The organism is Nocardia sp. NPDC060255, from assembly GCF_042727395.1.
Classification (GTDB): Bacteria; Actinomycetota; Actinomycetes; order Mycobacteriales; family Mycobacteriaceae; genus Nocardia.
Genome location: NZ_JBHXAU010000015.1, coordinates 1 through 26,453, shown reverse-complemented (window position 1 = coordinate 26,453; position 26,453 = coordinate 1). Strand labels below are relative to the sequence as shown.

28 protein-coding genes are annotated in these 26,453 nt (G+C 65.0%); 12 read left to right on the top strand and 16 right to left on the bottom strand.

Annotated features, from left to right (window positions below; translation table 11 throughout):
* Window positions 1-60: 60 nt before the first annotated feature.
* The 3 genes from ACFWF1_RS25830 to ACFWF1_RS25820 form a co-directional block, all read right to left on the bottom strand.
* Entirely contained in the window at window positions 61-2,175 is a 2,115-nt protein-coding gene (locus tag ACFWF1_RS25830) for a prolyl oligopeptidase family serine peptidase (protein ID WP_379287565.1), read from the bottom strand.
* An 83-nt stretch (window positions 2,176-2,258) separates the two neighbouring features.
* Window positions 2,259-2,774, bottom strand: coding sequence for a GNAT family N-acetyltransferase (locus tag ACFWF1_RS25825; protein WP_379287563.1), 516 nt, complete (start codon window positions 2,772-2,774; stop codon window positions 2,259-2,261).
* Window positions 2,775-2,790: 16 nt separating this feature from the next.
* Window positions 2,791-3,654: an MBL fold metallo-hydrolase gene (locus ACFWF1_RS25820; protein WP_379287561.1), complete on the bottom strand. Its 864-nt coding sequence runs from the start codon at window positions 3,652-3,654 to the stop codon at window positions 2,791-2,793.
* Window positions 3,655-3,674: 20 nt separating this feature from the next.
* Between ACFWF1_RS25820 and ACFWF1_RS25815 the strand changes: the two genes are divergently transcribed.
* The 3 genes from ACFWF1_RS25815 (at window position 3,675) to ACFWF1_RS25805 (ending at window position 7,105) form a co-directional block, all read left to right on the top strand.
* Window positions 3,675-4,133, top strand: a complete 459-nt coding sequence (locus ACFWF1_RS25815; RefSeq protein ID WP_379287559.1) for a hypothetical protein — start codon at window positions 3,675-3,677, stop codon at window positions 4,131-4,133.
* A 252-nt stretch (window positions 4,134-4,385) separates the two neighbouring features.
* The gene (locus ACFWF1_RS25810; protein ID WP_379287557.1) at window positions 4,386-5,702 is read left to right on the top strand and encodes a sensor histidine kinase; all 1,317 of its coding nucleotides are present in this window, start codon (window positions 4,386-4,388) and stop codon (window positions 5,700-5,702) included.
* On the top strand, window positions 5,699-7,105 hold the full coding sequence (locus ACFWF1_RS25805; RefSeq protein ID WP_379322222.1) for a cytochrome P450: 1,407 nt from the start codon (window positions 5,699-5,701) through the stop codon (window positions 7,103-7,105). Before ACFWF1_RS25810 ends, ACFWF1_RS25805 begins: the two co-directional genes overlap by 4 nt.
* Window positions 7,106-7,351: 246 nt before the next feature.
* Here the strand turns inward: ACFWF1_RS25805 and ACFWF1_RS25800 are convergent, their stop codons facing one another.
* A complete protein-coding gene (locus tag ACFWF1_RS25800) occupies window positions 7,352-7,771 on the bottom strand; it encodes a DUF2000 family protein (RefSeq protein ID WP_379292113.1) in 420 nt (139 codons plus the stop codon).
* Window positions 7,772-7,821: 50 nt separating this feature from the next.
* Between ACFWF1_RS25800 and ACFWF1_RS25795 the strand changes: the two genes are divergently transcribed.
* Window positions 7,822-8,631, top strand: coding sequence for an AraC family transcriptional regulator (locus ACFWF1_RS25795; RefSeq protein ID WP_379292114.1), 810 nt, complete (start codon window positions 7,822-7,824; stop codon window positions 8,629-8,631).
* 17 nt (window positions 8,632-8,648) lie between these two features.
* Here the strand turns inward: ACFWF1_RS25795 and ACFWF1_RS25790 are convergent, their stop codons facing one another.
* Window positions 8,649-9,314: an epimerase gene (locus ACFWF1_RS25790; protein ID WP_379292115.1), complete on the bottom strand. Its 666-nt coding sequence runs from the start codon at window positions 9,312-9,314 to the stop codon at window positions 8,649-8,651.
* Window positions 9,315-9,375: 61 nt separating this feature from the next.
* The gene (locus ACFWF1_RS25785; RefSeq protein WP_379292116.1) at window positions 9,376-10,251 is read right to left on the bottom strand and encodes an LLM class F420-dependent oxidoreductase; all 876 of its coding nucleotides are present in this window, start codon (window positions 10,249-10,251) and stop codon (window positions 9,376-9,378) included.
* A gap of 319 nt (window positions 10,252-10,570) precedes the next feature.
* Between ACFWF1_RS25785 and ACFWF1_RS25780 the strand changes: the two genes are divergently transcribed.
* Window positions 10,571-11,263: an alpha/beta fold hydrolase gene (locus ACFWF1_RS25780; RefSeq protein WP_379292117.1), complete on the top strand. Its 693-nt coding sequence runs from the start codon at window positions 10,571-10,573 to the stop codon at window positions 11,261-11,263.
* A gap of 61 nt (window positions 11,264-11,324) precedes the next feature.
* Here ACFWF1_RS25780 and ACFWF1_RS25775 read toward each other — a convergent pair whose 3' ends face one another.
* Complete coding sequence (locus ACFWF1_RS25775) at window positions 11,325-12,632, bottom strand: cytochrome P450 (protein ID WP_379292118.1); 1,308 nt, start codon at window positions 12,630-12,632, stop codon at window positions 11,325-11,327.
* Between the two features lie 203 nt (window positions 12,633-12,835).
* Between ACFWF1_RS25775 and ACFWF1_RS25770 the strand changes: the two genes are divergently transcribed.
* The 3 genes from ACFWF1_RS25770 (at window position 12,836) to ACFWF1_RS25760 (ending at window position 15,114) form a co-directional block, all read left to right on the top strand.
* On the top strand, window positions 12,836-12,913 hold the full coding sequence (locus ACFWF1_RS25770; RefSeq protein WP_218023992.1) for a tryptorubin family RiPP precursor: 78 nt from the start codon (window positions 12,836-12,838) through the stop codon (window positions 12,911-12,913).
* Between the two features lie 81 nt (window positions 12,914-12,994).
* A complete protein-coding gene (locus ACFWF1_RS25765) occupies window positions 12,995-14,056 on the top strand; it encodes a cytochrome P450 (RefSeq protein WP_379292119.1) in 1,062 nt (353 codons plus the stop codon).
* Window positions 14,057-14,682: 626 nt separating this feature from the next.
* A complete protein-coding gene (locus ACFWF1_RS25760; RefSeq protein ID WP_379292120.1) occupies window positions 14,683-15,114 on the top strand; it encodes a hypothetical protein in 432 nt (143 codons plus the stop codon).
* Here ACFWF1_RS25760 and ACFWF1_RS25755 read toward each other — a convergent pair.
* From ACFWF1_RS25755 to ACFWF1_RS25735, 5 genes are all read right to left on the bottom strand, one after another.
* Entirely contained in the window at window positions 15,111-16,340 is a 1,230-nt protein-coding gene (locus ACFWF1_RS25755; protein ID WP_379292121.1) for an RNA polymerase sigma factor, read from the bottom strand. The two genes, ACFWF1_RS25760 and ACFWF1_RS25755, sit on opposite strands and share 4 nt — an antisense overlap.
* Window positions 16,337-16,729 (bottom strand): YciI family protein, encoded by a 393-nt coding sequence (locus ACFWF1_RS25750; protein ID WP_379292122.1) that lies wholly within the window; start codon window positions 16,727-16,729, stop codon window positions 16,337-16,339. The genes ACFWF1_RS25755 and ACFWF1_RS25750 overlap by 4 nt, the downstream gene beginning before the upstream one ends.
* Window positions 16,730-16,824: 95 nt before the next feature.
* Window positions 16,825-17,355: a hypothetical protein gene (locus tag ACFWF1_RS25745; RefSeq protein WP_379292123.1), complete on the bottom strand. Its 531-nt coding sequence runs from the start codon at window positions 17,353-17,355 to the stop codon at window positions 16,825-16,827.
* A 98-nt stretch (window positions 17,356-17,453) separates the two neighbouring features.
* Window positions 17,454-18,578 carry a serine hydrolase domain-containing protein gene (locus tag ACFWF1_RS25740; protein WP_379292124.1) on the bottom strand — a complete coding sequence of 375 codons (1,125 nt, stop codon included), beginning with the start codon at window positions 18,576-18,578 and terminating at the stop codon, window positions 17,454-17,456.
* Between the two features lie 214 nt (window positions 18,579-18,792).
* On the bottom strand, window positions 18,793-19,584 hold the full coding sequence (locus ACFWF1_RS25735; protein WP_379292125.1) for an SDR family oxidoreductase: 792 nt from the start codon (window positions 19,582-19,584) through the stop codon (window positions 18,793-18,795).
* Between the two features lie 476 nt (window positions 19,585-20,060).
* On the opposite strand from ACFWF1_RS25735, the gene ACFWF1_RS25730 reads away from it, so the two are divergent.
* Window positions 20,061-20,816, top strand: a complete 756-nt coding sequence (locus ACFWF1_RS25730) for an SDR family NAD(P)-dependent oxidoreductase (RefSeq protein ID WP_379292126.1) — start codon at window positions 20,061-20,063, stop codon at window positions 20,814-20,816.
* A gap of 362 nt (window positions 20,817-21,178) precedes the next feature.
* Here the strand turns inward: ACFWF1_RS25730 and ACFWF1_RS25725 are convergent, their stop codons facing one another.
* Window positions 21,179-21,538 (bottom strand): hypothetical protein, encoded by a 360-nt coding sequence (locus ACFWF1_RS25725; protein ID WP_379292127.1) that lies wholly within the window; start codon window positions 21,536-21,538, stop codon window positions 21,179-21,181.
* A gap of 301 nt (window positions 21,539-21,839) precedes the next feature.
* Here ACFWF1_RS25725 and ACFWF1_RS25720 point away from each other — a divergent pair, with 301 nt between their 5' ends.
* Window positions 21,840-22,025, top strand: a complete 186-nt coding sequence (locus tag ACFWF1_RS25720) for a hypothetical protein (RefSeq protein ID WP_379292128.1) — start codon at window positions 21,840-21,842, stop codon at window positions 22,023-22,025.
* A 615-nt stretch (window positions 22,026-22,640) separates the two neighbouring features.
* On the opposite strand, the gene ACFWF1_RS25715 is transcribed toward ACFWF1_RS25720, so the two are convergent.
* On the bottom strand, window positions 22,641-23,174 hold the full coding sequence (locus tag ACFWF1_RS25715) for a hypothetical protein (protein WP_379292129.1): 534 nt from the start codon (window positions 23,172-23,174) through the stop codon (window positions 22,641-22,643).
* A gap of 592 nt (window positions 23,175-23,766) precedes the next feature.
* On the opposite strand from ACFWF1_RS25715, the gene ACFWF1_RS25710 reads away from it, so the two are divergent.
* Entirely contained in the window at window positions 23,767-24,315 is a 549-nt protein-coding gene (locus ACFWF1_RS25710) for a hypothetical protein (RefSeq protein WP_379292130.1), read from the top strand.
* Window positions 24,316-24,546: 231 nt separating this feature from the next.
* Here the strand turns inward: ACFWF1_RS25710 and ACFWF1_RS25705 are convergent, their stop codons facing one another.
* Entirely contained in the window at window positions 24,547-25,209 is a 663-nt protein-coding gene (locus ACFWF1_RS25705; RefSeq protein ID WP_379292131.1) for a winged helix-turn-helix transcriptional regulator, read from the bottom strand.
* Window positions 25,210-25,301: 92 nt separating this feature from the next.
* Between ACFWF1_RS25705 and ACFWF1_RS25700 the strand changes: the two genes are divergently transcribed.
* Entirely contained in the window at window positions 25,302-26,216 is a 915-nt protein-coding gene (locus ACFWF1_RS25700) for an alpha/beta fold hydrolase (RefSeq protein ID WP_379292132.1), read from the top strand.
* Between the two features lie 32 nt (window positions 26,217-26,248).
* Here the strand turns inward: ACFWF1_RS25700 and ACFWF1_RS25695 are convergent.
* Window positions 26,249-26,453 (bottom strand): hypothetical protein (locus tag ACFWF1_RS25695; RefSeq protein ID WP_379292133.1); only part of this gene is annotated, 205 nt, incomplete at its 5' end.

Below are 26,453 nucleotides of genomic sequence, written 5' to 3'. Positions count from 1 at the left end.
GCGACAGCACCCCGAATCCGCTAGGTGGAGTGGCGGTTCGGTGGTTGCCGAGCTGGTTGGTCAGGGGAGTGAGCGGCGGAGGAAGTCGAGTTGGAGGAGGAGTAGGTTTTCGGCGACCGACTCTTGGGGGGTCATGTGGGTGACGCCGGAGAGGGGGAGTACTTCGTGGGGGCGGCCGGCGGCCAGTAGGGCTGAGGACAGGCGGAGGGAGTGGGCTACTACCACGTTGTCGTCGGCGAAGCCGTGGATGATCATCATGGGGCGGTGCGGGTCGGCTGCGTCGACCAGGCCTGCGTCGTCGATGAGTGAGTTGCGTCGATAGATTTCTGGCTGCTCGTCCGGGTGGCCGAGGTAGCGCTCCATGTAGTGGGTGTCGTAGAGGCGCAGGTCGATGACCGGTGCGCCTACTACGGCTGCGTGGAAGACGTCCGGGCGGCGGAGTGCCGCGAGCGCCGCGAGGTAACCGCCGAAGGACCAGCCGCGGATGGCGACTCGGTTCAGGTCGAGGGGGAAATCTTCGGCGAGCGCCTGCAGCGCGTCCACCTGGTCTTCGAGGACGACTGCCGCGAGGTCGTCGCGGATTTCTTTCTCCCAGGCGGGGGAGCGGCCGGGGGTGCCGCGGCCGTCGGCGACCACGACGGCGAAACCTTGGTCGGCGAACCATTGCGAGGTGAGATGTGGATTGTGCGCGGCGAGTACCCGCGGGCCGTGCGGTCCGCCGTAGGGATCCAGGAGGACAGGGAGTGGGGTCGAGCCGTTGTGATCACGGGGGAGTAGGACGGCGCACGGGATGCGCCGTTTGCCTGCCTCGGTCAGGGTGACCCGCGGGGACAGGCCGGGATCGGCTGCGTACGAGGCGATCGTCGCCACCTGCGTCCCGTCGCGAAGCACCTGCACATCGGCGCCCGGACGGTCGAGTGTGGCGGATACCAGCACGGTGATGCCGCCGGCCCGCACCGCCGAGTGCACGCCCGGCTTGTGCGAAACACGTTCCAGGCCAAGCTCGTTGACGCGATAGACGTGAACCTCGCCGGTTTCCGGTGCGTCGGCCTCGGCACCGGCCGACGCGGTGATCAGCACATCGTCCGACCCGACGTCGAGTAGCGCGCGAAGGTGCAACTGTGGGCCGGTCAGCGCACGTTCACCGACCGCGAGGACGCGTGCGTCACCCTCGTCGGCTATCCGGACGAGCTGTCCTGAGGGGTTCCAGCAGGGCACGCCGGGGAACAGGTCGAGCCACACCGGATCTTCGTCGGTGTGCACGGTCCGGGTCGCGCCGGTCTCCGGGGTCACCGCCAAGTACAGCTGACTGCGCTGATCGCGCGCTTGCACGAGCAGCAGCGGAGCACCGGCACCCGACCAATGCACCTGCGCGAGGTACGGATAACGCGCCCGATCCCAGATGACCTCCGTGCGCATCCCGTCCAGGCCGATCACGAACAGCTGCACGTCCGCGTTGTCGGTGCCCGCCGCCGGGTAGGCGACCTGTCGTGGGGCATCCGCCGGCCGGGCCGGGTCGGCGATCCACCAGCGCTGTACCGGCGTGTCGTCCGCGCGGGCGACCAGCAATCGCTGCGAGTCCGGCGACCACCAGAATCCTCGGTAGCGGCTCATCTCCTCCGCCGCGATGAACTCGGCGAGACCGTAGGTGACGTTGGCCGACTCCGGTTCGGCGAGCGCCCGCTCGTCCTCACCCTCGACACTCACGACCCGCAGCGCACCGTGCGCGACATACGCGACGTGCCGACCGTCCGGGGATGGGCGTGGGTCGATCGCCGATCCGGCGGCTGGGAGTTCACGTGCCGTGCCGGCCTTCAGGTCGGCCACGAACAACCGGCCGGACAAAGCGAAAGCCGCCAACTCCACGGCCGTGTCGGTGGCGTAGCCGACGATACCCTCGCCGCCCTCGCGGCTGCGTTCGCGACGCGCGAGCTCTTCGGGCGGCAGGTCCTCGGTAGCGCCGCCCAGCAGGACGCGCGGATCGGCCGCTACCCGCTCCTCGCCCTGCGCCAGATCGAGGACCCACAGCGAACTCGCCCGGTCCGTACCCGAGGTCGAGCGCAGGAATGCGACGCGCGTGCCGTCGGGTGCGACGGTGAAAGCTCGCGGTGCGCCGAGCGTAAATCGCTGGGTGCGCGCACTCAGCCGGGGGAAGGAGTCGGGCGTCGTCGACATGCCCCCGACCCTACTGGCCCTGCCGGAAATACTTCCAACCGCACGGGAATTCTTCTGTCGGTGGGTGTTTCGGCGGAATCAAATCAGGCGTCCGGCGGCGATCCCGGGTTTCGGGGAGTCGCTGAAAGCCGGCCGACTGCTGGGATCACATCCACTGCCAATAGCGGCAGTTCGCGACCCGGGATAGATCCTGACGCGACGCTGCCTACCCGCACAGCGCCCATCGCGCGATAGAACGACTCGGCGTTCGGATCAGAGTCGATCGTCAGACGATGAAAGCCGGCGCTGCGCGCGGTCTCGACCGCATGCCGGAACAGCTCGCCGCCGACACCTTTTCCGATCGCTTCTGGAGTGACGTAGAGCATCCCGAGCTCACCGATCGGCGCAGTCCCCTCGACGGTCACGAAACCAACGGCGCCGCCGTTCAACTCGGCCACCGCCGTCCGGCGGACCGCAACCTCGGTCGCGGTGAGAGTGAGCTCGTCCCGGCACGACGCAAGAAACCGCTCGTCATAGCCCCAGAATGCCTTGGACCGCAACGCGAGATCGCTGAGCAGTGCCGCCTCATCCGGTCGCCCCGGACGTACCGTGATCGTCACGTCACAAGTATGCCGATCATGCAGGGGTGGGGGCTTTTTCCCGGGCGAAGACCCTTCGTACGGAAAGTTTCAAGGCGTTGGGGTTGATGCGGTCGGGGTAGCGGGCGAGCATCGCATCGATGAGTTCGGCCGGTTCGCTGGCCTTGTCGAGCAGCAGGTCGAAATCGGTTAGGTAGGAGCGCGTTTCGGCGATTGCCTGCGGTGAGTCCGCTGCGCCCGGTGCTTTGTGACCGGCGACGACTCGCTTCGGATGCAGGGCTTCGACTTGGTCGACTGCTGAGATCCACTGTTGCCGTGAGGCTTTGCTGGTTTGGGCGAGGTATTGGTGCACGCCGTTGTAGATGATGTCGCCCGCGACGACGAGGTCGAGCGAGGGTACGTGCAGGAATGTGGTGTCGTGGGTGTCGCTGTAGCCTGCCTCGACGGCGCGTAGTTCGTGCCCTTCGAGGTCGATCACTCCGTCGGTCAGCGGCTGGGCCACCTGGAGGCCTTTCGGGAGTTGGCCGGGGAAGGTCGATCCCCAAAACGATTGGAAGAACTCGGGTTCCAGCTCTTGGTGCATGTGCGCGACGGTGCCGGGAGTGGCGACGGCGCGGGCGCCGGGAAACCGCTGTAGCAGTGGTGTCATGCCGAAGAAGTGGTCGCCGTGGCCGTGGGTGAGGTAAATGGTGGTGAGGTTCTTTCCCGAAGCCTCGATCCAGTCGCCCAGGTCCCGGGCTTGATCCACGGTTAGGAAGGCGTCGACGAGGACTGCGTCGCGCGTACCGGAGATCAGCGTGGCCGACATGGGTGACCAGATCGACTTCTGCCCAGGAATGCCGGTCTCCGCCGGGATCGTCGGAGTAACGAAAACCTCTGCTGTCAAAGCGCTTTCAGACATGATCGATCTCCTGTTCGGAAGTGGGGTCGATATCTCACATTCGTGCGGTTGACCTCTTTCGACCTGTTCGCGACATTCTCCTGTTCGACCAGGTTCGTGCGCCCGAAGTGAGGTTGTACCGTTTGGTACAATATTATTCTATTGCCCCAATCGGTGGGCTCAATGTGTTGCGCATCACTCGGAGGCGACTCGGTTCTACGTGCCCGGCCCTGGTTGCGGATGTCGCGATCCGGCCGCTAGGCGAATCCGCATTCAGCGGCATCGGCGAGATCGCTTCGGCGGGCACGGTCCTCTACAAGCTGACGTCCGGTACGTCAATCGAAATCTTCGAGAAGTTATCCGCAGGGGGATTTTCTTTACCAAATTTAAATGTCTTGCCTCTTGCCATATTGGCGATTCGGGAATTCGGTCAGTTGTCCAACTTTGATCTGATGGATGAATCGTTAACTGGCGGCGAATCGAGCCTGCGGATCATATGAAGTGCGCGTCAACGTGCGATAACATGACGAAGCCGGGCAGGTTTTCCCTGTTGGAGTGCATAACACTTCGCCACTGCGGCACTGCTGGCGGTGTGTCCAAATTCATAGACAATTGCTATTGTCGCATTTTGGACATTGTTCTTTAATTAGGCAGCTACGGTCAGGCAAATACATCGCATGCGGTTTTCATTTATCCAGGCTGCTCCGCATGCGCCCCTGGAAAGCGGTGCAGAAATGCAAAACTTGTCACAGATGTCGAAGTCGTCGAGCGGCCGCATCGAGGAGTACGCCGCCAGAGCTGCACGTGTGCTGTATCCGGAGGCGTTGGCGTGCGCTCTCGCGAGCATGGTTGTCGTCGTGGCCGCCGTGTCAAGCGCGCCGGCGGCATTCCGGGTTCCGCTCGCGCTGGGCGCCACCGTGGTCTCGATAGTGTTGTGCGTCGCGGTGGCCGCGGCTGCGCACTACCGCCAGGCCAGCGCAGCGTCGGCCGCCGATGCGGCCGTCCGGATCGAGGCCGCGAACGCAGCTGCCGCAGGGTGGGCGCGGGAGTCGGCGGAGAGTGAGGGCCGCCGGGTCGCGGCGATGGCCGCATTCGCCGTCGTGGCAGGCCGCCTGCAGGCGATGACCACCGGCATGCTGGCGGAGCTGCGCGGCATGGAGGACCGGCACGACGATTCGAGTATGCTCGCCGATCTGTTTCTGCTGGATCATCGCTCCGCGCAGGCGGGCAGGCTCGCCGACAGTCTCGCCGTGCTGAGCGGCGGTCGATCCGGGCGTCGGTGGCCCAACCCGATTTCCGTCGAGTCGATCGTGCGGGGCGCCATGGGGCGCGTGGCGGGTTATCAGCGAGTTCGGCTGCGGACCGCGATCGATATCGCGATCGCGGGCCATGCGGCGGAGGGCGTGATGCACACCGTCGCCGAACTTCTCGACAATGCGTGCAACTTCTCTCCGCCCACCACCGAGGTCCTGGTGTACACGGCCGAGATTCCCGCCGGGCTGGTGATCACTATCGAGGACAGTGGATTGGTCATGAGCGAATCGGCACTGCGGCGGGCCGAGCTGCTCGTATCGGGTTCGGACCTGGGGGACAGCAGGCAAGGCGCCACCTCGGATCCTTCCTCGTTGACCGGCACCCGGCTCGGTCTCGCGGTGGTGGGATCGCTGGCGCGCAAGCACGGACTCACCGTGTCGTTTCGCCCCTCCGCCATCGGCGGGACGGCAGCGGTGGTGCTGGTGCCGCGGGATCTGACCACCCCGGTGAACGGCTCGCCCGCATCGATTCCCACGGCCACGGCACGGGAGTCGCTGCCGCCGGTCATCCGGCCCGACGCGACAGCGCCGGAAGACGCACCCGACGTCACCGATTCGAGGCAGCCGCAACAGCGGGGGCGCACGTTGGTCGGGCTCCGGCCCGTATCTCAGGATGGCATGTCGATCCATGGGGCTTGGGCGCCGCGCTCGCGCGTGCCGGTCGGTTCCGAAACCGACAGTGACCCTTCGCCTTCCGCTATGAACGGCGACTACCTCGGGTCGCCGCACACCGGAAACGGGGAGGTGTCCCAATGACCGAACACGCGATGGGCACGGCCTTCGGGCCCGATCCCGCTGCGCAGCACCGGTCGCCGCGGGCTGATGCCATCACCGAACCCAGCGGTTGCCCGGTGCACCGGGAGCTGACACGGGTGTCGTTGAGTGACAACGGTTTCCGCGCCGACCCCGACGAGCTGTATCGGACGATGCGCCACGAGCACGGGCCGGTGGTCGCCGTCGAACTGCCAGGCGGTGTTCCGGCGTGGCTGGTCATCGGCTACCTCGAATTGCTTCAGGTTACCGGCGATCCCGTGTTGTTTCCCCGGGACAGCAGACTGTGGAGCCAGCGGGCGAACATCCCCGCGAAGTGGCCGCTGCTTCCGATGATCGACCGGCCGAATCCGTCGATTACCTCTACCGTGGGTGCGATTCATCGCAGCCGGGTGGCGATGGTGGAGCCCGCGCTGGAGTCGGTCGACCTCGTCGCGTTGCGGCACACCTGTGAGCACCTGGCCGACCAACTCATCGATACCTTCTGCGGAAGGGGCACAGCCGATCTCGTTGCCGAGTTCGCCGAACCGCTGCCGATGTCGGCGCTGGGCTGGATCTTCGGCTTCGCCGAGGATGATGGGTCGCAGTTCATCGGGATGTTGAAGGCGCTGACCGACGGCAGTTCCGCCGCAGGGTCGGTATACCCGCGCCTCGCCACGCGGATGCAGCAGTTGCTCACCGCCAAAAGAGCGAGGCCCGGTGCCGATCTGGTGTCGCGGATGCTGACCCATCCCGCGTCGTGCACCGATGCGGAATATGCGCAGGATCTGCTGGCGGTGATCGCCGCGGGGTATCTGCCGACCGTCGACTGGATCGGGAACTCGATACGGCTGATGCGCACCGACGAGCGATTTGCCAGGGCACTTGGCGGCGGGCCGCAGAGTGTGGAGTACGCGATGAACGAGGTGCTGTGGGAAGACACGCCGATCCAAATCTTCCCGGGTCGCTGGGCAGCCACCGACACCAGGCTCGGCGGCAAGGACATCCGAGCAGGGGACATGCTGCTGCTCGGATTGGCCGCCGCCAACGCCGACCCACACGTCGGCAGGCAGCCCGCCGAGAACAGCGCGGCGGCCGACACCGGAAACAGCGCACACTTCGCTTTCGGCCACGGGGAGTACCGGTGCCCGTTCGCGGCGCAGCAGATCGCCGAGATCATCACGCAGACCGGCATCGAAGTGCTCCTGGACCGGCTGCCCGATCTCGAACTCGCCGTCCCCGCAGCGAATTTGGTCCGACGTCCGTCACCCTTTCTAGGCGGAATCACGTCCCTGCCCGTCCGTTTCACACCCGTTCGCACGACCCGAACTCCCCAACTGGCGGGCCAAGCGCACACACCGGGTCTCTGGCGATCGACCAACCCGCAGAGTCGGCAGCCCTCGTCGTAATTAAACGACATGCTCGTTGCAGGCGATAGACGGTGCTGGTCAGCGCTACCGTTGCGGCCGTAGTAGCTGGTGGCGTTGCGCCGCGCGGCGCCGACCCGGCAGTTTCGACCAGCGGCAGTTCGTCGTGGCGATGGCCATGGCGATGGTCTTGGACGTGGCGATGGTCGTGGGATTTCAAAGTGGTTGTGGGAGTGGCTGGTACGAAGGACTCTTCTGCTTGAACAATGCCGGGCGGCGGGTTCGATTTCACGGATGCATTCGCGCACCTTTGAGTATCTTGTCCACCACGTTGCGCGGTCCGTATACGGCGATACCGACGAGGTCCAGATCGGCCGCGCCGACCGCTCGCACCGCGGCCCGGTTGTCGTGGTCGTTCCCGGTGGTGAACAGGTCGGAGGTGAAGATCGCCGTCCGTAGTCCCCGCGTCAATGCCTTGCTGTGCGCGCTGCGTAGTACCTCCTTGGCACCCTCGAAGACGAGGACCGGCTGCCGGAACATCGCGAGGTAGCTTGTCGCGTCCGCATCGACGTATGGTTCGCCGATCACCTCCGGTTCTGCCGTGCCGAGGCCGCTGACCAGAAAAGCCGTCACGTTCAGCCGCTGCCAGGTGGGGAGGTCTTCGCGCAGCAGTACCGCGATCTTGGTGTCGAAGCGTACGTTCTCCATGCCGATGACTCTGCCGCCGACCGGCCCGCCGAGGCTTGTACGATCCTGGCATGGTTGGCAGCGCGGTCGAGCAGGTCAGGGCCTGGCAGCCGCGGGTGCCGGGCATCGTCGAGGTCTTTCATGCCCGTTTCATCGGGCACGTCTACCCGATGCACGCCCACGATTCCTGGACGCTGCTGATCGTCGACGACGGTGCGGTCCGCTACGACCTCGACCGGCACGAACACGGCGCCCTCGGCTCGGTGGTCTCGCTGCTGCCGCCGCATGTCCCGCACAACGGTCAGGCCGCGACCGCGCACGGATTCCGCAAGCGGGTCCTGTACCTCGACGACCTCCATCTGCCCGAGGCGATGATCGGCCGCGCCGTCGACAGTCCCACCTTCACCGATCCGCTGCTGCACCGCCGCGTCCGAGAATTGCATGCGGTACTGAGCCACGTCGGCGATGAACTGGAGGCCGCCAGTCGGCTCGCGTTCATCCACGACCGGCTCGGTAACCTGTTGCGCGGCACCGATCCGTCGCCTCGGCGCGCCGATCCCGGGTTGGCGCATCGACTGCGCGAACTACTCGATTCCCGTACCGCCGAAGGTGTTTCGCTCACCGAGGCGGCGGCGGTGTTGCACGCCGACCCGACCCATCTCATTCGGGCGTTCAGCCGCGAGTTCGGCATGCCACCGCATCAGTATTTGATCTCGCGCCGGGTCGATCATGCCCGGCCGCTGTTGCTCGGCGGTATGTCCGCGCGAGATGTGGCCGCTGCCACCGGGTTTCATGACCAACCCCACCTGATTCGGCACTTCAAACGCATTCTGGGCACGACGCCCGGACAGTATGCGCGCAGTGCCGACGGCCCTCGGTAGGGTCACTTCGCCGACCGCTACGGCGTAGCTCGCGCGGTGATCTCGCGAGGGGTGAGCACACGAGTGTCGGCCCCCGACGCCGCGACGGCGATCATGGCGCGACCGATCTCGCGACTGTCGTTGACCGCGTTCGGTGCCAGCCGTTTGAACAGTGGGATCACTGGCCCGGTAACCGCATAGGCGGCGCGATACAGCCGGGTCTTGGAGACCACGCCGTCCATCGGCTGTACGAATCCGGGCCGGAACATGTACGCCTGGAAGGGAAGTGCCAGCAGATCGTTCTCGGTCTTTCCCTTCACCCGCTGCCACATCGTGCGGCTCTGCTCGGTGCTGTCGGTGCCCTGTCCGGAAACATAGATGAAGATCAGCGTCGGGTTCGCGGCCGCGAGTGTGCGGCCGACTTTCAAGGCCAGGTCGTAGGTGATCCGGCGGTAGTTCTCCTCCTTCATGCCGACGGAGGACACGCCGAGGCAGAAGAAGCAGGCGTCGAAATCCGGCAGCTCGTCGGCGATCGCGGCGAGGTCGGTCGGATCGGACTGCACCAGCTCGCGCAGCTTGGGGTTGTCGATGCCCAGCGCGCTGCGCCCGACGGCGAGCACCTGCTCGACCCGCTCGTCCCGCAGGCACTCGTTGAGCACCCCCTGCCCGATCATGCCGGTCGCGCCGAAGAGGATTACCTTCATGCCTGGCATCTTGCCTGATGGCCAGGGAGATTACGGTGATCCGCCGCTCCGACTCGGGTCGCTACCCGAGTTCGGCAAGCTGCGGGACGGCCGGTGCCATGCCGTCGATCCACGCCGCCGGCGCGCCGCCCATCGGGATGACCAGGACCTCGTGCACGCCGAGTTTCGCGTAATCGGCCATCCCACGGACGAATTCGTCGCAGGTGGCGGGGGTGGGGCGCGGGTTGCTGGCGACGATTGTGGTGCGGATTTCGTTGTAGTCCCTGCCGACGTCGTCGCAATGGCGACGCAGGATGTCGAGCTTGTGCCCGACATCCTCGGGAGATGAGCCGACGAGGTTGCAGGCGTCACCGTATTGCGCGACCAGTCGTAACGTTTTACGTTCGCCGCCACCGGCGATGAGGATCTTGGGCCGGTTGATCGGCTGTGGTGAGCAGAGAGTTTCGGCTAGCTGATAGTGCTTGCCTCGAAATGGCTTGTTGCTCTGCGGATCCCACAGCTGTGCGCAAATACGCAAGGTCTCTTCCAGTCGCTCGAACCGTTCCGCGACCGGCGGGAAGGGCACGCCGAGCCCGCGATGTTCGCGTTCGAACCAGGCGCAGCCGAGGCCGAGTATCGCCCGGCCGCCGGACAGCACATCCAAGGTGGACACGATCTTGGCGAGCAGGCCGGGATGTCGGTAGGTCACGCCGGTGACGAGCAGGCCCAGGCCGATCGTCGAGGTGTGCGCGGCGAGATAGCCGAGGGTGGTGTACCCCTCCAGCATGGCCGACTCCGCTGGAAGGCCGGTCAGCTCGATCTGGAAGTAGTGGTCCATCAACGACAACCAGGTCGCACCCGAAGCTTCCGCTGCGGCACCGACCCGGGCCAGTTCGCTCGCGATGGCGGCGGTGCCACCGTCGATTTCGAAATCGGAAAGGTGAAAACCGAGATCCATGAAATCCCCCCGTGCATGGATGATCTGCACCCACGGTAGATCGTGCGGGCGCGATTGGCCATGATTCGCGTAGGAGCCGTCGAGACCGGATCACACCTGCCAACGAGGTCGCTCGGTGCCTACTGATCCGGCAATGCTCGAGAACGTTTGCGGTGCATAGGCTTCGGTTGGGGCGAACCTGGCGAAAGTTCCGCGCGTTGGCGGGTGGCCGGAGGACGATAGTCGTTGTGGGGGCCGCCCCGGCCGTCACGGTTCGCACACTGGGAACGACCATAGGCGGTGCGGGTCGGTGGCCTCGCGCCGAGGAAGGGCGCGCATCATGTCGACGCCGACCAAGCCGAGCATCGTTTTCGCCCACGGATTGTGGGCTGACGGTTCGTGCTTCAGCAAACTGATTCCTACACTGCAGGCGCAGGGGCACGAGGTCGTGTCCACCCAGAACAGCCTCGACACTGTGGCGGGCGATATCGCCGCGGTCAAGCGTGCACTGGGCCGGGTCAGCAGCCCGGCTATCCTCGTCGGTCACTCGTACGGCGGAACCGTCATCACGGGCGCGGGAATCGACGACCGCGTCGCCGGGCTGGTGTACATCGCCGCCCTTGCCCCGGACGAGGACGAGACGTCGCAGAGTCTGCAGGCCAAGTTCCCGCCTACGGACGTGTTCGAGCACATCGAGATCGTGGACGGTCGCATCTGGTTGCGCCAGGACGGTATCGAGTGCTTCGCGGGTGACCTCTCCGAGCAGGAGCAGCAGCTGGTCTGGGCTACCCAGGGCGTGCCGGCCACCGACCTGTTCGACCAGAAGGTCGAGGGCACCGCATGGAAGTCGAAGCCGAGCTGGTACATCGTGGGCAAGCACGATCGCACCGTCCAACCGGAGCTGGAGCGGTTCTGCGCCAAGCGGATGGATGCCGCCACCTACGAGGCGGATAGCAGCCACGTCCCGATGCTCTCCCAGCCCGACCTGGTGATCGACGTGATCCTCACCGCCGCGAAGGCCTGTCAGGGTTAGTGAGCGGTCACGCCCAGGATTCGCGTCCGCGTGCGCGGATCCTGGGTAGGTGCTGGTCGAATCAGTATTGGGGCACTTCGATTTCGCCTTCGGTCGCTGCCGAATCGGGAACGGGTGCAGCAGGTGGGATGCCGGCCGTGTGGCGCGGTACTTCGTTGCGCCCCAGCCGAACTGGCAATGCGGTGAGAGTGGGAAAGCCGAAGTTGTGGTGCCAGGACAGATCTGCGTAAGAACACGCCAATCGCATGTCCGGGAAGCGCTGCAGCAAGGCGGAGAAGGCGACGGTTGCCTCCATGCGTGCCAAGGGGGCACCGACGCAGAAGTGAGCGCCGTGACCGAAACCCAGGTGTTGCCCGGCATCGCGGCCGATATCGAGGCGGTCGGGCTCGGGGAAAATCGCCGGGTCGTGGTTTGCGGCGGCGACGGCGATATGCACGAATTCACCTGCCGGGATTTCCGTATCTCCGATCAGCACCGGTTCCGCGGTGTAGCGAATTGTGGAGAAGTGGATCGGGCCGTCGAAGCGGAGGAACTCGTCGACGGCTGCGGGTAGCGCTGAGGGGTTGGCGCGCAACGTATCCGAGAGCGAATCATCACGCAGTAGTGCGAGTGACCCGGTCGTCAACAGATCGACCGTCGTTCCGTGCCCGGACACCAGCAGCATGACGGTCATGTCCAGCAGTTCGACTTCGGAGAGCGAGTCGCCGTTGTCGCGAGCGTGTATCAGCTTGGAGAGCAGATCGGCACCCGGGTTCGCTCGTCTTCGCGTCACCAATCCTCGTAGATACGAGCGCAACTCGCGGAAGGCCTCGGCGCGCTCGTCGCCGACGACCCGGAACAGCTCCCGTGCCCACTCTTGAAATCCCGGCACGTCGCTGCGCGGTACTCCGAGCATGTCGCAGATCATTCGGACTGGCAGTGGCAGCACGAATGCCGCGAGCAGATCGACCTCGTCGTGTTCGGCCATCTCGTCGAGGAGCGACCGGGTGGTCTCCTCGATGTGTGGCCGCAGCTCGGCGATGGCTCGGTGGGTGAAGGCTTTGTTGACGAGCCTTCGCAGCCGGATGTGTTGGGGCGAGTCACTATTGGCCATGTTGTGATCGAGGTTGGCAAGTGGCGCGTTCGCCGGTGCCGCCGGGTACTTTCGGCGGAAGAGCTCTCCGATGCCGTCGGCGCTCTTGCGTAGTCGCGGATCCCGCAGTGCCGCATAGGCTTCGGTGTAGCCGACGATCAGCCAGCTCACCACTCCGGAGGGTGCGTGGATGCGCAGCACCGGTCCCTGCTCTCGCCACCGGTGATAGTACCGGTGTGGATTGGCGTGAAAGTCGTCGTCCAGCGTTTCGATCCGAGTCGAGGCAGCGAGATTCATAGTGCGCCTTCGCTATTCGTCGCGTATGCAAGATTGACCAATTTCCACGGTACGCAGGAGGCGTAATTTATGCGTCACAAAACAATAATTCGGCGCTAAGCTTCGCCGAAACGCGCCAGAGCGCAACATGTTTCGCTTACCCTCGTTAGGTGCCTGTGATCCAGGCGCATTCTTCTGACACGCTCACAACCGGAGGTGGAGTCATGACTCTCGTACGCATGGTCAAACGGATGAAGCAGCAAAAGAGCCTGAAGAAGTACGCCTGGTACGGGTGGATCTGACGCTCACGCGAGGTTATCGCACTCGCGCCCGCTGGTTACCGTAGCGGGCGCGAGTCCCGTCCAGTCATCCGGGAGTTCGTCATGTCCATACAGCACAGTGCCGGAGATATCCGGACCGTTGTGTTTGCGCCGCGAATCGCCGAGCTTTTCGAAAAGTATCGTGCCGAGGACCTGTTCCGCCTCGAGCCCGACACCATCGGCATTGCCGGAGCCGATCTGCTGGACGCGGTGCTCGGCGCCAGGCCCGCGCGGCACGACGAACGACCGACCTTCAAGCCCGTGCGTCGACGGTCGGTGAGCCGGGCCGATTCCGCCGCATTCATGCAGGCCGTCAGCGTGGACGTGCGCGCTGCTTTGAAGGCTCCACTCGATGCCGATCGTCCGCTCGTCGGCGTCTGGCCGCAGCGAGCGCACGATTACGTTCGCGATCTCGTCTTCGGCGGTGAGGATTTCCGATTCCGGCTGCTGGTCGACCGCAGGCTCGAGTTGACTCCGAAGCTGACCTGGTCGGCGGTCACCTCGGGTGCCGCGCTGATCGGCCGGACGAGTCAGCAGCGACCGCTGTCGAAGCTGGCGACACAGGTGTTCCAGGCCAATGGGTTTCGCGATCGCCGGTACGCCATGTACCTCTATCGCCGGGTCGCGGCGCCGGTGTGTTTCACGGTGGCGGCCCTGGTCACCAGCGCACTGTGGCTGGCGTCGCCGCTGGATCCGGAGACCTCGAATCGGAACATTCTGCTCGAGACCCTGCGGTTGTTGCCGCCGTCCTGGAATATTCTGCGCCTCAAGGGTTCTGAGTATCCGGCCGTCGACGCACGGATAGGTGGGGGAGACGACCTGCTGTTGCTGCCCTTGCTCAGCCAGCGCGACCCGCGGCTCTGGGAAGCTCCGGACGAATTCCGTCCCGAGCGATGGGATGGACTCGACCCCGACAATCACCCCGGTTACCTCCCGTTCGGCCCCGCTTCGGAACGGTGCTGGGGCCGTCACATGGTCATGCCGCTGGCCGAACGCATCCTCGACCTCGTGCGCCGCGACGGGCTCCGGGTCGACCCGAAGCAGACTGTCGGGAAGGTCGAACTCGACGGTTTACTCGAGATCGCTTCCGTGCGGGTGTGTGCTGGATCGACTGTGGGGCAGTAGGTTCCGGGCAGTTGCCCAGCAGCTGCCGCCGACCGGATCGCAGTGTGTTGTCGTGCGCCGTACCCGGCTTCCAGTGCGCGATGTCCGTTGCTGTCGCTGAAGATCTGCACTCTCACTCGGGATCTGCACTCGGAATAGGGCCCTAAAGCCAGTGCAGGTCCCGAGTTAGGGTGCAGGTTTGCCTATGCGGGGTGTGCGAGCGGACGTGTGGTCGTCGTAGCTTTCGACTACAGGACAATTCGGGCGTTAGCTGTCGGATTGGACTGGTACGGTTCTGCGGGTGGGCCGGGGGCGGAGCATGTCGCCTCCGTACGGAAATAAGGGGTGGGGCCTTGGTGGAGTTCGGGAAAGATGCAGGGGTAGGCAAGGATTCGGGTTCTGCTGCGGAGTGGAATCCGCCGGGGAGAGCGGCGAACGGGTCGTATGTTGGGCATCAGCAGTCGTACTCGCTGGCGTCGGATAGTGGGTATGGGGCCCATCCGCCGCAGGATGAGGGAACGCAGGGCGGATACGAAGCTGATCTGGCCGCGCCGCAGGGCGGATTCGCGTCGTATCCCGGGGCGTCGCAAGGTGAATATCCACCCTATCCTGTTGCGCTAGAGGGCGGTTACGCGCCATACCAGGCAGTGCCGCAGGGGGTATATCCGCCGAATCCCTACGGCGGCAACCCGTATGGGCAGTTCCCGCCGCCGCTGACCACGATGCCCGGGTCGGTGCGCGCGGCCCAGGTGGTGTCGATCATCTTCGGCGCCTTGGGGATCCTGCTCGTTGTGGTCGCGATGGCGCTCGGCAGGTACGAACTGGCGGGCGGGCTCATCGCCGGCTTCCTGTTCGCGATCATCATCGCGGGTTTCGCGCTCGCCTTCGGATCCGCGGGGAACGGGGTGCGGACGACGGTGATCGTGCTCGCCTCGATCGAGGCGCTCTTCGGACTGGCGGGGATAGGCGCGCAGCTGCCGCCGGGGCTGCTCGGCCTGATCGTCGGGGTCACCGTGATCATCACGTTGTCGCGGGCCAGCGCGGGAGCGTGGTTCAAGCGGCCGCGGGAGGTGTACTAGGCCGGGTCGGTGAGGCGGCGGACGCGATCGTTGAGGTAGCGCTGTTCGGGGACGCTCGCGGTGAGTTGTGCTGCGCGACGGTAGCTTTCGATGGCGCCGGGCCGGTCACCGATCATCTCCAGCAGATGTGCGCGTACCGCGTGCGTGCGGTGATGACGGCGCATGGCCGGGTTGTCGAGCAGGGGTGCGATCAGGTCCAAACCGTGCTTCGGGTCGACGGCCATGCTGAGGGCGACTGCTCGGTTGAGTGTCACGATCGGGCCGGGTGCGACGCTGTCGAGCATGTCGTAGAGCACGCTGATCTGGCGCCAATCGGTGCTCGCCCAGGTGGGTGACTCCGCGTGCACGGCGGCGATCGACGCTTGCAACTGGAACCGGCCGACATGGCCGCGGGGCAGGACCCGCTCCAGGATGCCGACGCCCTCCGCGATCAGGTCGCGATCCCACCGGGAACGGTTCTGCTCGGCCAGCGGGATCAGGTTGCCGTTCTCGGTGCGGGTGGCGGCTCGGGAGTGAGTGAGCAGCATGAGCGCCAGTGCGCCCGCGACCTCGTCGTGATCCGGTATCGCACAATGTAATTGGCGAGTCAGCCGGATCGCTTCGTCGGTCAGATTCCTGTCTACCAGCGCGCCACCGGCGGAGCGGGTGTGGCCCTCGGTGAACAGCAGATGGCACACATCGAGGACGGACGCTATGCGCGCCGGCAGGTCCGATCGGCTCGGCAGTTCGAACACCGCACCGGCCGACCGCAAGGTGGACCGGGCTCGGGTGAGACGTTGCGTCATGGTGCGTTGCGGAACGAGGTAGGCCGCGGCGATCTCGCCGACGCCCAACCCGCCGACGGCATGCAGGGTCAACGCGACCTGGGAGGAGCGGCTCAGGCTCGGATGGCAGCACAGCACGAACATCTGCAGCATGTCGTCGCCTGGTTCCGCCGACGGCACGAGGTGCGCGTCGCTCGGCTGTGCGACGGCCACCGCCTCCTCGCGCCCGGCCCGTGCGCTGTCGGCTCGGAGCCGGTCGATCAACCGTCGCGATGCCACGGTGATGAGCCAGCCGCGCGGATTCGCGGGCACCCCGTCGCGCGACCACTGCACCGTCGCCGCCTCGGCCGCCTCCTGAGCAGCGTCCTCACAGTCACCGAGGTCGCCATGCCTGCGCAGCAGGGCGGCGAGGACGTGCGGTGACTCGTGTCGCCACACGTCCTCCACCACCCGATTACTCACTGGTCGTCGCCGCCCGGCCACATCGTCGGCCGCAGTTCGACAGTTTCGCCAGGACCGGCGAACTGGGCCGCGATCTCCTCGGCGCGCGCGTGGCTTTCGACATCGATCAGGAAGAACCCGGCCAAATGTTCCTTGGCCTCCGAATACGGACCATCGGTTGCCAGCGGTTTCCCGTCAGCCCACCGATACAGCCGCGACGACTCGGGTGCCCCGAGCGCCTCACCCGTCACCAACTCACCCTTCTCCTGCATCTCACCGAGCAACTTCTCGAAATCGGCGGTCATCCGCTCCCGTTCTTCCTGCGGCATCGCCTGGAACTCGGGCAGATAATCGCCCGTCGGATGTCCCCAGGGCTGTGGGTTGGAGTGAATCAGGATCACGTATTTCATCGCTGCTCCTCGGCGATTGCGGATGCGTCCGACTGACTCATCCATACCCGAACGTCGGAGCCGCCGCCACGATGTCTACATTCCTGTCGCGCATCTCAGTACGCCGTTCCCATCACCGCACGCACCTCGTCGAGTGTGCGGGTTGCGATCTCGTTGGCGGTTTCCGTCCAGGCGTGTTTGGCTGATTTGACGTAGTCCTTGACGATGCCGGTGCCGAGTGTGGCGGCCAGTGCCGACAGCGTGGCGGTGTCCGGTACCTGGTTCGGCGAGTTGGGCTGCCAGCGGCTTGGCGGGGTCAGGGGTGTGAATGTTGGGTACCAGCCGGGTAATTCGTGTGCTGCCTGGTAGGACGCCGGGGTGACGATCAGGGGTGTGCCGCGGGCGGCGAGGGCGGCGGCGAGTGCCGCATATGCGGTCGAGGGGATCATCCAGCCGCGATACCAGGCCGGTCCGCGATCGCGTGGCACGGAACGCACCGCCGCAGTGGCGTCGCCTGCCAGCAGCAGATCGTGGTCGATCAGCCCGATGTCCGCGCCGAGTGCTCGGGCGGTGGCTGTCTCGGCGGCGAAATGAGGATCGGTGCGGCGCTGGTTGAGCGGATCCATACACGAGAGCAGGGTGGGCATCGGATCATCATCCTGCGTTGCCTGTTTCGGGCGCACCGCATTTCTTCAGGTACCAATCCCTATAGAGTCTGCCCGCCGCCGAGACGCGCTCGGGATGGTCACCAGCACAGTGCGTGGTCCAGCAAGCTGCCGATGTCGAGGGCCGTGGGTGTGCCGGTGAAGGAGATGGTGACTGCGCGTCCGGCTGCGGTGGCGCCGGAGATGGCGGTGAACCCGTGGACACCACCGACATTGCCGACATATTGTGCGCCGCAAGGTAGTTGGGTGTAGCCGAGGCCGAGACCGTAGGACATGCCGTCACCGTTGCCCATGTCGCTGCCGTCGAGCATCTGCTGCAGTAGGGACTGCGGTACTACCTGCCCGGCCAGCAGTGCGGTGAAGAATCGGTTCAGGTCCGCGCCGGTGCTGATCAGCGCGCCCGAGGCCCAGGGCAGCGAAGGTTCCATGAGCGTCTGGTCAGTGACGGTGCCATCGACGGTGTCGTAGCCGGACAGATGCGGGTCGCGCAAACCGGTTTCGCCGGTGGCCGGTAGGTAGGTGTCCGACAGGTCCAGTGGAGTGAGGATGCGGTTGCGCAACTCGTCGGCGTAGCCGTGTCCGGTCACCGCCTCGATCAGCATGCCGGCGACGATGTAGTTGGTGTTGGCGTATTGGAATCGGGTGCCGGGGGCGAACTGCGCGGGCTGTTGCAGGGCGAGTGCGATTTCCTGTGCGGGAGTGTAGGTTCGGCCGTCCTGCGCCGCGGTGTGCTCGTTCGTGGCGGGGGATTCGGCCGGTTCGGGCAGCCCGCTGCGATGGCCCAGGATCTGGCGGACGGTGATGGTGCGTCCGTCGACGCCGTCACCGGTGAGCAGGCCGGGCAGATACGTGTCGATCGGTTGGTCGAGGTCGATTCGGTGTTCGGCCACCAGCTGCAGGGCGATCGCGGCGGTGAAAGTCTTGGTGATGCTGCCGATCCGGACGTGCTCGGGACGGTCGGTCGGGATCGGGGTTCGTGCGGTGGTATCGGTGCGGCCGGCGGTCGCGACAGTGGTGGTGCCGTTGTCGGTCAGGGTGGCGATGGCGCCGACAGCGCCCGAGCCGATCAGCGCGTCGAGGTCGCCACGCACCTTGTCCACACGGACGAGAGCAACCGAAGGGTCCGCCTCGGCCGGGTGCGTCGTGCAGGCGGACAGGAGTACTGCGGCCGCGCAGATCGGGAGAGCGAAAATGTGTATACGCATAATCTGACGGTAGGAAACCCAGGCCCGCAAGCACATTGGACTGTGGTACTACGCCATATCAGACTCCAGTCCGAATTACCCGCATCCTCCGGGCCAATCGGGGACCTGGCCGACTCCGTGGAGGTCCCCACAATGCCGACGACCGTGCCACCCGCCGGTCGGTCGAAGATGAACGGGCAGAGCTCATCTCGTGGACTGAATCGGTGGGTACGGACTACCGCCAGTGACGGTCGCCGAGCGCCGCTGCTTCCGCACCGCCGTCGGCGAAGACGACCTGACCGGTGACGAAACGGTTGGCCGCACTGGAAAGCCAGCAGATGAGTTCTGCCACCCATTCCGGACGGCCCGGAAACCCGCCGAAAGGTTGTGGCGCAGCGGTTTCGACTGCCTTGCGCACGTTGTCGTCAGCGAAGATCCACGCTGCCGCAGGAGTGTCGACGACGCCGGAGGCAACAGCATTGAGCGCGATACCGGCCCCGGCCCACTGCTCGGTGGGAGCGACATTGCGCACCCAGCGGTTCAAGGCGCGCTTGGCAGTCCCGTAACCAGCAGTCGCGCCACCGGTGGCCGGATCGTTCGCCAGATACGCGACCGCGGCAGCTTCGTCTCCGGCCAAGCATGCCTGCACGATCCGCTCGTCCGCGGGTGCCAGCGATGAGGTCGAGGACACGACTACCGCCCGCGGCGCGGCGCTTTGTGCCAGCAGCGGACGAAGACCCTCCAATGTCGCGACAGCGCCGAAGTAGTTCGTCTCCAGCATGCCGGTCCGGCCGCCGCCCGCGATCGCCAGCACCGCATCGACCGGCCCCAGCGCACTGACCTGGTCGACGAGCGAGCGACGTCCCCGAGGCGTAGAGATATCGGCCCGGACCTCGGCGTCGTCGAGATCGCATCCGATGACCCCGGCACCGCGTGCACGCAGCAACGCGGCAGTCGCCGCGCCGATTCCGGATGCCGAACCGGTGACCACATAGGTACGTCCAGCACTGCCTGTTGGCGATGTCATCGCGCCCCTCCTCATCACCCGACCGACAGCGCGGACCGCTAACTTGTCGACGCCGGACTAACCCAGAACCTTACGCAGGCGCCGACAATACACACATCCGGAGAAACCCTGCCCCCTCCGGCCCTAACACCCGCTTCTGCCACATGGCGCGTTGGTCAACCATCCAAATTGACTGGCTGACAGCACTTCTCAACGCGTCCATGCCAATGTGATGGTCCATCGGATGACGAATCTAGTCACTGTGGCACGTAGGATTCGAGAACTTGGGCCCACCCTTTCAGCAGGGTCTCTCGGTCTGTTCGGCAATCGGTTTGCCGCTGCCATCGAGGAGAAACGGCTTCACCTGCAGGACATCGTCCGCGCCGAATTTCTGGCTCCTGTCCGCGGGATAGACCTTGACTTTGGCGGGGTGACTCGATCCATCACACGTCAGATTCCCAGGGCACGGTGCCTCCGGCACGTGGCATGATCGAGAGATGGTGACGCCGGATCGGCGCGTGGCGTTGGTGACGGGGAGTTCGCGCGGTTTGGGCAGCGCGATCGCGCGGCGGCTTGCCGCCGACGGGGCGGCCGTGGTGGTCAACGGATTACATGACTGCGACAAGGCGGAGGCGGTCGTGCACACCATCCGTGCCGAAGGCGGTGTCGCCGAGGCCATGTCGGCCGACATCACAGACGAGCAACAGGTCGACGACCTCGTCGTCAGGATCACCGGCACCCTTGGTCCGGTGAACGTGCTGGTGCTGAATGCGACCGGCCCGCAACCGGAAGCGCCACTGACCGCGGTCTCGTGGGCCGATCATCTCACCCAGCTCGATTTCTTCGTCAAGAGCCCGATACTGCTGGGCCACGCGGTGATACCCGGTATGCGAGAACGCCGGTTCGGTCGCATCGTGCAGATCGATTCCGAGGTCGCCGACCGCACTCCACCGGGCCGATCCGCTTACGGCACCGCCAAGAACGCGCAGATCGGGCTCACCCGTAGCTGGGCTCGCGAACTCGCGCCCTACGGCATCACAGTGAATACCGTCGCCCCCGGCTTCATTCCGGTCGAACGCCACTATGCCGTAGCCGAAGTCGATGTCGAGGCCTACCGCGTCACGGTGCCGGTCGGCCACCTGGGCACCCCCGCGGATGTCGCCAACGCCGTCGGGTTCTTCGCCTCGGAACAAGCCGGTTTCGTCACCGGCCAACGCCTCCTTGTCGACGGCGGCCGCGCCCTGTACATCTGACCGCGCCGACACGCTCGGGGCGACGATTCGTAGCGCCCGGTGCGGGCCATTTCATCCCAGCGGCACCGGGTTTCGCCGACCCGCCGCGAGAATCCCTCAGGGCTGTGGCTCGCGTTCGAGGCGCGGGGGTGACGGTCGATGCGTAGTCCGGCCCAGCTGCGTTGCCGTAGCGCGCCCGTGGTGAATTCGCGGTAGCAGACGGAGCCGACCAGCAATTGAGCCGACACCGAGAAGTGTTATCCAACAACGGTGTTGGCGAAATGGTTGCTCAAATCGCCTTCAGCGCAACCATTTCGTGGTGCTCGATGTCACCCGACCAGGCCCACCCAGATGACTCCGCTGCGTCCCAGCCGGAGCGGGCATCATCCGCAGTTGAAGCGCCCCGTGGTGACATGGACGCCGTCGTTCCATTCCGCCCTCCAGTCGGTGGGCGCGGTGCCGTTGCAGAGGTGGAACCAGTCGAGGTTCGGGCCGCCGCTGCCCGGCTGCCCTACCAACACCCCGTTGGCGAACACGTGAGCGCCGATCGCCGTTCGAACCCCCGGGGGACAGGAATTTTCACCGTGCAGGTTCAGGTGCGGCGGGTGGCCGGTGACACCGGACCAGTCCCCGTCGACGAGGCAGCCCGCCCGCGGGGCGGCGGACGCGCTTGCCGGCAATGCGACCGCCACACCGACGGTTGTCATCGCGACAGCGAACAACAGGGCGACAGGCTTTTTCATGACTTTCTCTCAGTTCAGTTGACCGGGCCGGACCCTTCATCCGGCCATATAGGGATCACGCGAACCGCCAGGCCACGGTTCACCGATACCACTGGGTTTCCTTGTGGGACGGCGCTATACGCACACCGTCCGCCGAGACGCCAACTGTCCGAGACAAATCAGCCCAGCACTCCAGCCTGACTCCTCCCGCCACCGGTTAGGGTCCACGCTGTCACCCGCCGACTACACCTGCTCCGAACAGGACGGGTTCGACGTCTGGGCCACTGGCGACCTACTCGGCCCAGACGACGACACCGATAGCTTGTTCTCCACCAAGCCGACCCCGGTGAAGTGCACCGGTGCCTCCCAGATCCATGTGATCACCGTCGAAGTCGGGAATGCCGAGAATAAAGCTGATCTCGGACCGCTGCGGATCGGCGTCGGTTTCAGCACGAAAGGCGCGAACGACATGGGCGTGCAGGCCAACAAGACCATCAACGAGGATTAGCGGCGAGGGGCTGCGGATGCCGTAGCCTCTTGAGCACCGACGACCGGGTGTCAGGGTCCGGCTCTCGTCGGTGCCCGGCGTAAACTGGGGCGCCGACGGGGCCGGGCACTTTCGAATCACGGTCATACCACGACCATTCGCGTACGGTCGCCAGATCGATCCCGCCGGTCGTATCGGCTGTACTGGCGAAATCGGAGATCGCTCATCGGTCGAATGTGGCGTCGCGCCAGCACAGTCGAATCCTGTCGATATCCGCGAAAACTGACGTCACCGATTGGCGTGCCCCACTGCATCGGCGCGCCCACCGAACACACTCTTCTGCCGATTATGCGGTGTTGGCGCAACGCCGCGCGCAGTACCGAATTCCGCGAGAAACGGGCGCTGAGTGTAGAAGGAGCCGAGCGTGCGATGCCTACGACTGCGCTGCTGTAAGTCGCGGGATCTTTACCAGTTCAGGTTTACCCCAGGCCGCCTTAGACGTTTGACGGCCTTCTCCTCAGCTTCGGCTGCCTTATTGGCCAGGTAGGGTCCTTCTCGGCTTCGCGAGCGGCCTCGAAGGCGTCGGCGGCGTCAGCAGCGGTATTACCTGCGTCGGTGACGTTGGAGGCAGCTTCGCTATCGGCCGCCCTCACCGTTTCCGGATTCCAGCTGCGACAGCCACGCATGGTCGCCATTACGCGCCCCGAGATGGGCTCGCGCGCGGGTGTAGAACTCGTTCCGCCTGCACCCCATCTCCTCATGCTTACCGATGTACTCGGCATGACTCATCGTCTGCCTCCGCGCAATCCAACTGAGCTCCCACGCCGCCTTATGCCAACTACGCGCCGCCGCAATCGCTTCGCGGGACCCCAGCAACTTCAGCGACTCCCACTTCACCGTCCGAACAGCGTCGGCCTGGGCCAACGCCACCAGCCCGGCCTCGACCTCGATCGGCTGACTGACCGCCGGATACTCATGCGCCGCCGCAAGCCGATACGCCACCTGCACATACTCTTCTAGCGCATTCGAGTAATCGACATACGCCGCCAACCGCACATCCTGCCTGCGCCGCCACTTCGCCCGCTCGCGCCAAGCCGTCCCCAAAAACATCGCCGCCGCATACACAACCAGTCCAACCGAAGTCAACAGCTGCTCCGCAATCGCTCCCATACGTCGAGTATCCCCGCACCTCAACAGGATTGGGCAGCGCCTCTGGATATCAAGATGGCGGGTTCATGGTGTGAGTGCGCGATGCACTCGGCGCGCGCCTGGTGGAGTCCATGGGGCGCGTGCGATGTCGCCAGACTGGTCGGGGACCAGCGGATGTGGGTGATAAGTCCGGCAGCGGACACTGGCCCGCGAGGGTAGCCGCACCACCGACTGCCTACACACAGCGGACGGAATCGACGCACTAAACGTCTTTCTATGCCGCGAGCCGGGCGTTGGTCAGTGGTCCAGAATGATTGACCGGCAGAGCTTCTCAACGTCCGCTCTTGCCGATTTCAGTACGTCGCCGGTACGACTCCTGGAACTGTGCCGTGCGATCGGCCAATCCCTTGCTCGACCGGTACCGAATACTGCATGAGCAGACAGGACCTTGTTGTCCTGTCTAGATCCAAAACCTCATCGGTGCAATGCCAGAAGGAGCGTCTGCGTGACGTGGGGTGCACCGAATCATCTGAAAGCTCTGCTTGCCCATAACCGAGGCTCGGAGGTACTTGTCGTGGTGCGGAATTCGTGTGGCATCTCGCGTCGAAGGTTCGTGTGGACTGCCGTTGGTGCGGTCGTGCTCGGCGGTGTCGTGGCAGCCGGTCCGGCGTCGGCGGATTGGCCCGCTGCCCCACAGGGCTTCAGCATTACCAATGTGAAGGTTTCCGGTACCTGCTTGAGTGCGGAGGGCGAGCTTGTCGTTCTGAAGCCTTGCGCCAGCCCGGTCAGCACCGACCAGACGTGGGTGGCGGTGGACGGGGTGAAAGGGACACGCGTCCGCAACGGCGCCACCCAGAAATGCCTGTTGGCCGAGTCATTCGAGGGCGCCGTGCGGCTGCGGGGCGTCGACTGCGGGTACAGCGGTCTGAGTGAACAGCGGTGGAAGTACGTCACCATAGCGGGGCACTCCGACAGAGGAGTGATCGAACGAGAGGCGTACTCACGCGGTACTCCCGCCCGGTGCTGGCAGGCGTTCACCTATGCGGGCGGCCCGAGCAGCACCGGTGCTGTCGGCAGCATCCGAACTGCCACCGACTGCGAGTCGATCAAGGGCGACGCCCTCGCAGCCGAATTTCTGTGGATGCTGAAGCCGGTCGGTTGAGTCAGTATCGCTACTCGGTCTGGGCTTGTGGCCTGGCTTCCGGTTGATCACGAGCGCAGCCCTGGGCCGATCACCCATCCGGTAACTAGCCGCTGGGCGGGCGTTCTGCGCGGCGAGATCAGCTGCGGTGCAGAGCGTCCGCTTCTGCCGATGATCGCGCCTCTTGATCGGGACAGTTGGCCAGTGCGATCGGGTTGAGGACGGCCGTCAAAGGACTTTACAACCCAGGGGTTATCCGGTCCCGCTGCCGACTAGCAATTCGAAGAATGACTGTGCGACTGCCATATCACCTTCGACAGTGAGGCATTCGGCAACCTTGGTGAAGTCGGAAGCCGGGGCGCGGGTTGCGAATTCGGCGAGTGTTTTCAGGTCAGTGGTGACTACCACGTCGGCGTGGTCGACCGCCCCCGGAGTCACCGACACTCGGCCGTCGTCGATAACCAGTGTCGCAGCGGAGTCGTCGAGGCGGAACTGGACGACCCGATGCATCGCTGTCGTGGCGGCCGGGTCGATCAGGGCCGCCAGAAATACCACCGTCCACTCCGCGCGATAGTTCTCGTCACTCCGACGCGGCTCGTCGAACCGATGACGTAATCCCCACATAGCCAGCGGGACGAGGGCGGCGGCAAGTTCACGACCCGCCGGGGTCAGTTCATAGACCTGTGAGGCGGCCGGGGGCGGTAGATGTTTGCGGACGATCAGGCCGTCCTGGTCGAGCTGTTTGATGCGGGTGGCGAGCAGGTTGGTGCCGATGCCGTCGAGGGCGTTGACCAGATCGGAGTAGCGCTTGGGCCCGACCATGAGCTCGCGCACGACCAGCAGCGTCCAGCGCTCGCCGACAAGGTCGAGGCTGCGAGATAGCCCGCAGTACTGGTTGTAGGAGCGTTTCGACATCTCGGTTCCTCTGGATACTGAATCATCTAGTGCTTACTTTAAAATTATATAGTACCGTCGATTCCGGGGCCCGGCGACGGATAGGAGACACCGTGACCACACCGCTGAGAGACCCAGAAACCCTTGTGCTGCAATCACTCTCGTCTGATATCGAGGCCGACGTGGTGCACCGATTCGTGCGGATCGACGGCCTGCGCATCCACTATGCCGAGGCAGGTGCGGGCGAAACGCTGATCTTGCTGCATGGATGGCCGCAACACTGGTGGGAATGGCGCCACCTGATCGGTCCGCTGGCCCGGCAGTACCACGTCATCTGCCCCGACATCCGCGGACTGGGCTGGTCGGAGGGAAGTGCCCGCGGGTACACCTTCGAACGGCTGGCGCGCGATCTGATCGAACTGATGGATCGCCTGGGAATGCATCGGGCTCGGCTCGTCGGGCGGGACTGGGGACTGGTGGCCGGTTACCGCGCATGTCTCAACTGGCCTGATCGGTTCGAGCAGTTCGTGGCCATAGCCGGGGTCCACCCATGGACCGCCGACGGCGTCCGGCCTCCAGCAGTCCTGGGCCCTTGGCACGTATACCTGCTTGCGTTACAAGGGAATTCACCTTCACTGCAAGACTGGCTCAGTAAACGAAGCCTGCACGCATGGCGCCACCACGGCCGGTTCAGTGCCGACGAGATCGAGGTATATCAACAGCGCATGCACACCCCCGCTGCCTATACGGCGACAACCGCCTTCAACCGCAACGTGATAGCCCACGAAGTCCCGCACTTCCTTCGGCACTACCGCCTGCTCCGGCTACGAGTGCCGACACTGCACCTCAACGGCGCCGAGGACCCTCTCTCCCAAGGGATCCCGCACAGCTACCCCGACTACACCGACGCCATGCAACTCGAAACCATCCCGGACTGCGGACATTTCGTACCCGAAGAACAACCGCTGTGGCTGACCGCGCGATTGCTGACTTTCTTCGGAAATCAGCCTCCTGGCGATACACGATAAGTAGCGCAAGTCCGCATCCACGCAGGCTGACTTCAGTGTGGCAGATGCAGTCGCGTCGCCGGTTTGAGATCAACAACGCGGGGTATCAGCTGGTCGATCACAGATTCTCGCAGCGCAGCCGATCGGATGCGATGCGAGAGCACCACGGTTAGGAGTTCGTCATTATTACGTTGGGTGTCGTCTTGCTGGTACTCGGTTTCCTGCTCGGGATCCCGGTTCTGTGGACATTGGGCATTG

Bases quoted from the DNA above. Each gene is read 5' to 3' on its own strand.
- ACFWF1_RS25745 (WP_379292123.1), bottom strand. From the start codon at position 17,355: ATGCCCACCCTGCTCTCGTGTATGGATCCGCTCAACCAGCGCCGCACC.
- ACFWF1_RS25750 (WP_379292122.1), bottom strand. From the start codon at position 16,729: ATGAAATACGTGATCCTGATTCACTCCAACCCACAGCCCTGGGGACAT.
- ACFWF1_RS25800 (WP_379292113.1), bottom strand. From the start codon at position 7,771: ATGGAGAACGTACGCTTCGACACCAAGATCGCGGTACTGCTGCGCGAA.
- ACFWF1_RS25780 (WP_379292117.1), top strand. From the start codon at position 10,571: ATGTCGACGCCGACCAAGCCGAGCATCGTTTTCGCCCACGGATTGTGG.
- ACFWF1_RS25775 (WP_379292118.1), bottom strand. From the start codon at position 12,632: ATGAATCTCGCTGCCTCGACTCGGATCGAAACGCTGGACGACGACTTT.
- ACFWF1_RS25735 (WP_379292125.1), bottom strand. From the start codon at position 19,584: ATGACATCGCCAACAGGCAGTGCTGGACGTACCTATGTGGTCACCGGT.
- ACFWF1_RS25715 (WP_379292129.1), bottom strand. From the start codon at position 23,174: ATGGGAGCGATTGCGGAGCAGCTGTTGACTTCGGTTGGACTGGTTGTG.
- ACFWF1_RS25730 (WP_379292126.1), top strand. From the start codon at position 20,061: ATGGTGACGCCGGATCGGCGCGTGGCGTTGGTGACGGGGAGTTCGCGC.
- ACFWF1_RS25795 (WP_379292114.1), top strand. From the start codon at position 7,822: ATGGTTGGCAGCGCGGTCGAGCAGGTCAGGGCCTGGCAGCCGCGGGTG.
- ACFWF1_RS25810 (WP_379287557.1), top strand. From the start codon at position 4,386: ATGTCGAAGTCGTCGAGCGGCCGCATCGAGGAGTACGCCGCCAGAGCT.
- ACFWF1_RS25785 (WP_379292116.1), bottom strand. From the start codon at position 10,251: ATGGATCTCGGTTTTCACCTTTCCGATTTCGAAATCGACGGTGGCACC.
- ACFWF1_RS25805 (WP_379322222.1), top strand. From the start codon at position 5,699: ATGACCGAACACGCGATGGGCACGGCCTTCGGGCCCGATCCCGCTGCG.
- ACFWF1_RS25725 (WP_379292127.1), bottom strand. From the start codon at position 21,538: ATGAAAAAGCCTGTCGCCCTGTTGTTCGCTGTCGCGATGACAACCGTC.
- ACFWF1_RS25765 (WP_379292119.1), top strand. From the start codon at position 12,995: ATGTCCATACAGCACAGTGCCGGAGATATCCGGACCGTTGTGTTTGCG.
- ACFWF1_RS25820 (WP_379287561.1), bottom strand. From the start codon at position 3,654: ATGTCTGAAAGCGCTTTGACAGCAGAGGTTTTCGTTACTCCGACGATC.
- ACFWF1_RS25770 (WP_218023992.1), top strand. From the start codon at position 12,836: ATGACTCTCGTACGCATGGTCAAACGGATGAAGCAGCAAAAGAGCCTG.
- ACFWF1_RS25740 (WP_379292124.1), bottom strand. From the start codon at position 18,578: ATGCGTATACACATTTTCGCTCTCCCGATCTGCGCGGCCGCAGTACTC.
- ACFWF1_RS25790 (WP_379292115.1), bottom strand. From the start codon at position 9,314: ATGAAGGTAATCCTCTTCGGCGCGACCGGCATGATCGGGCAGGGGGTG.
- ACFWF1_RS25705 (WP_379292131.1), bottom strand. From the start codon at position 25,209: ATGTCGAAACGCTCCTACAACCAGTACTGCGGGCTATCTCGCAGCCTC.
- ACFWF1_RS25830 (WP_379287565.1), bottom strand. From the start codon at position 2,175: ATGTCGACGACGCCCGACTCCTTCCCCCGGCTGAGTGCGCGCACCCAG.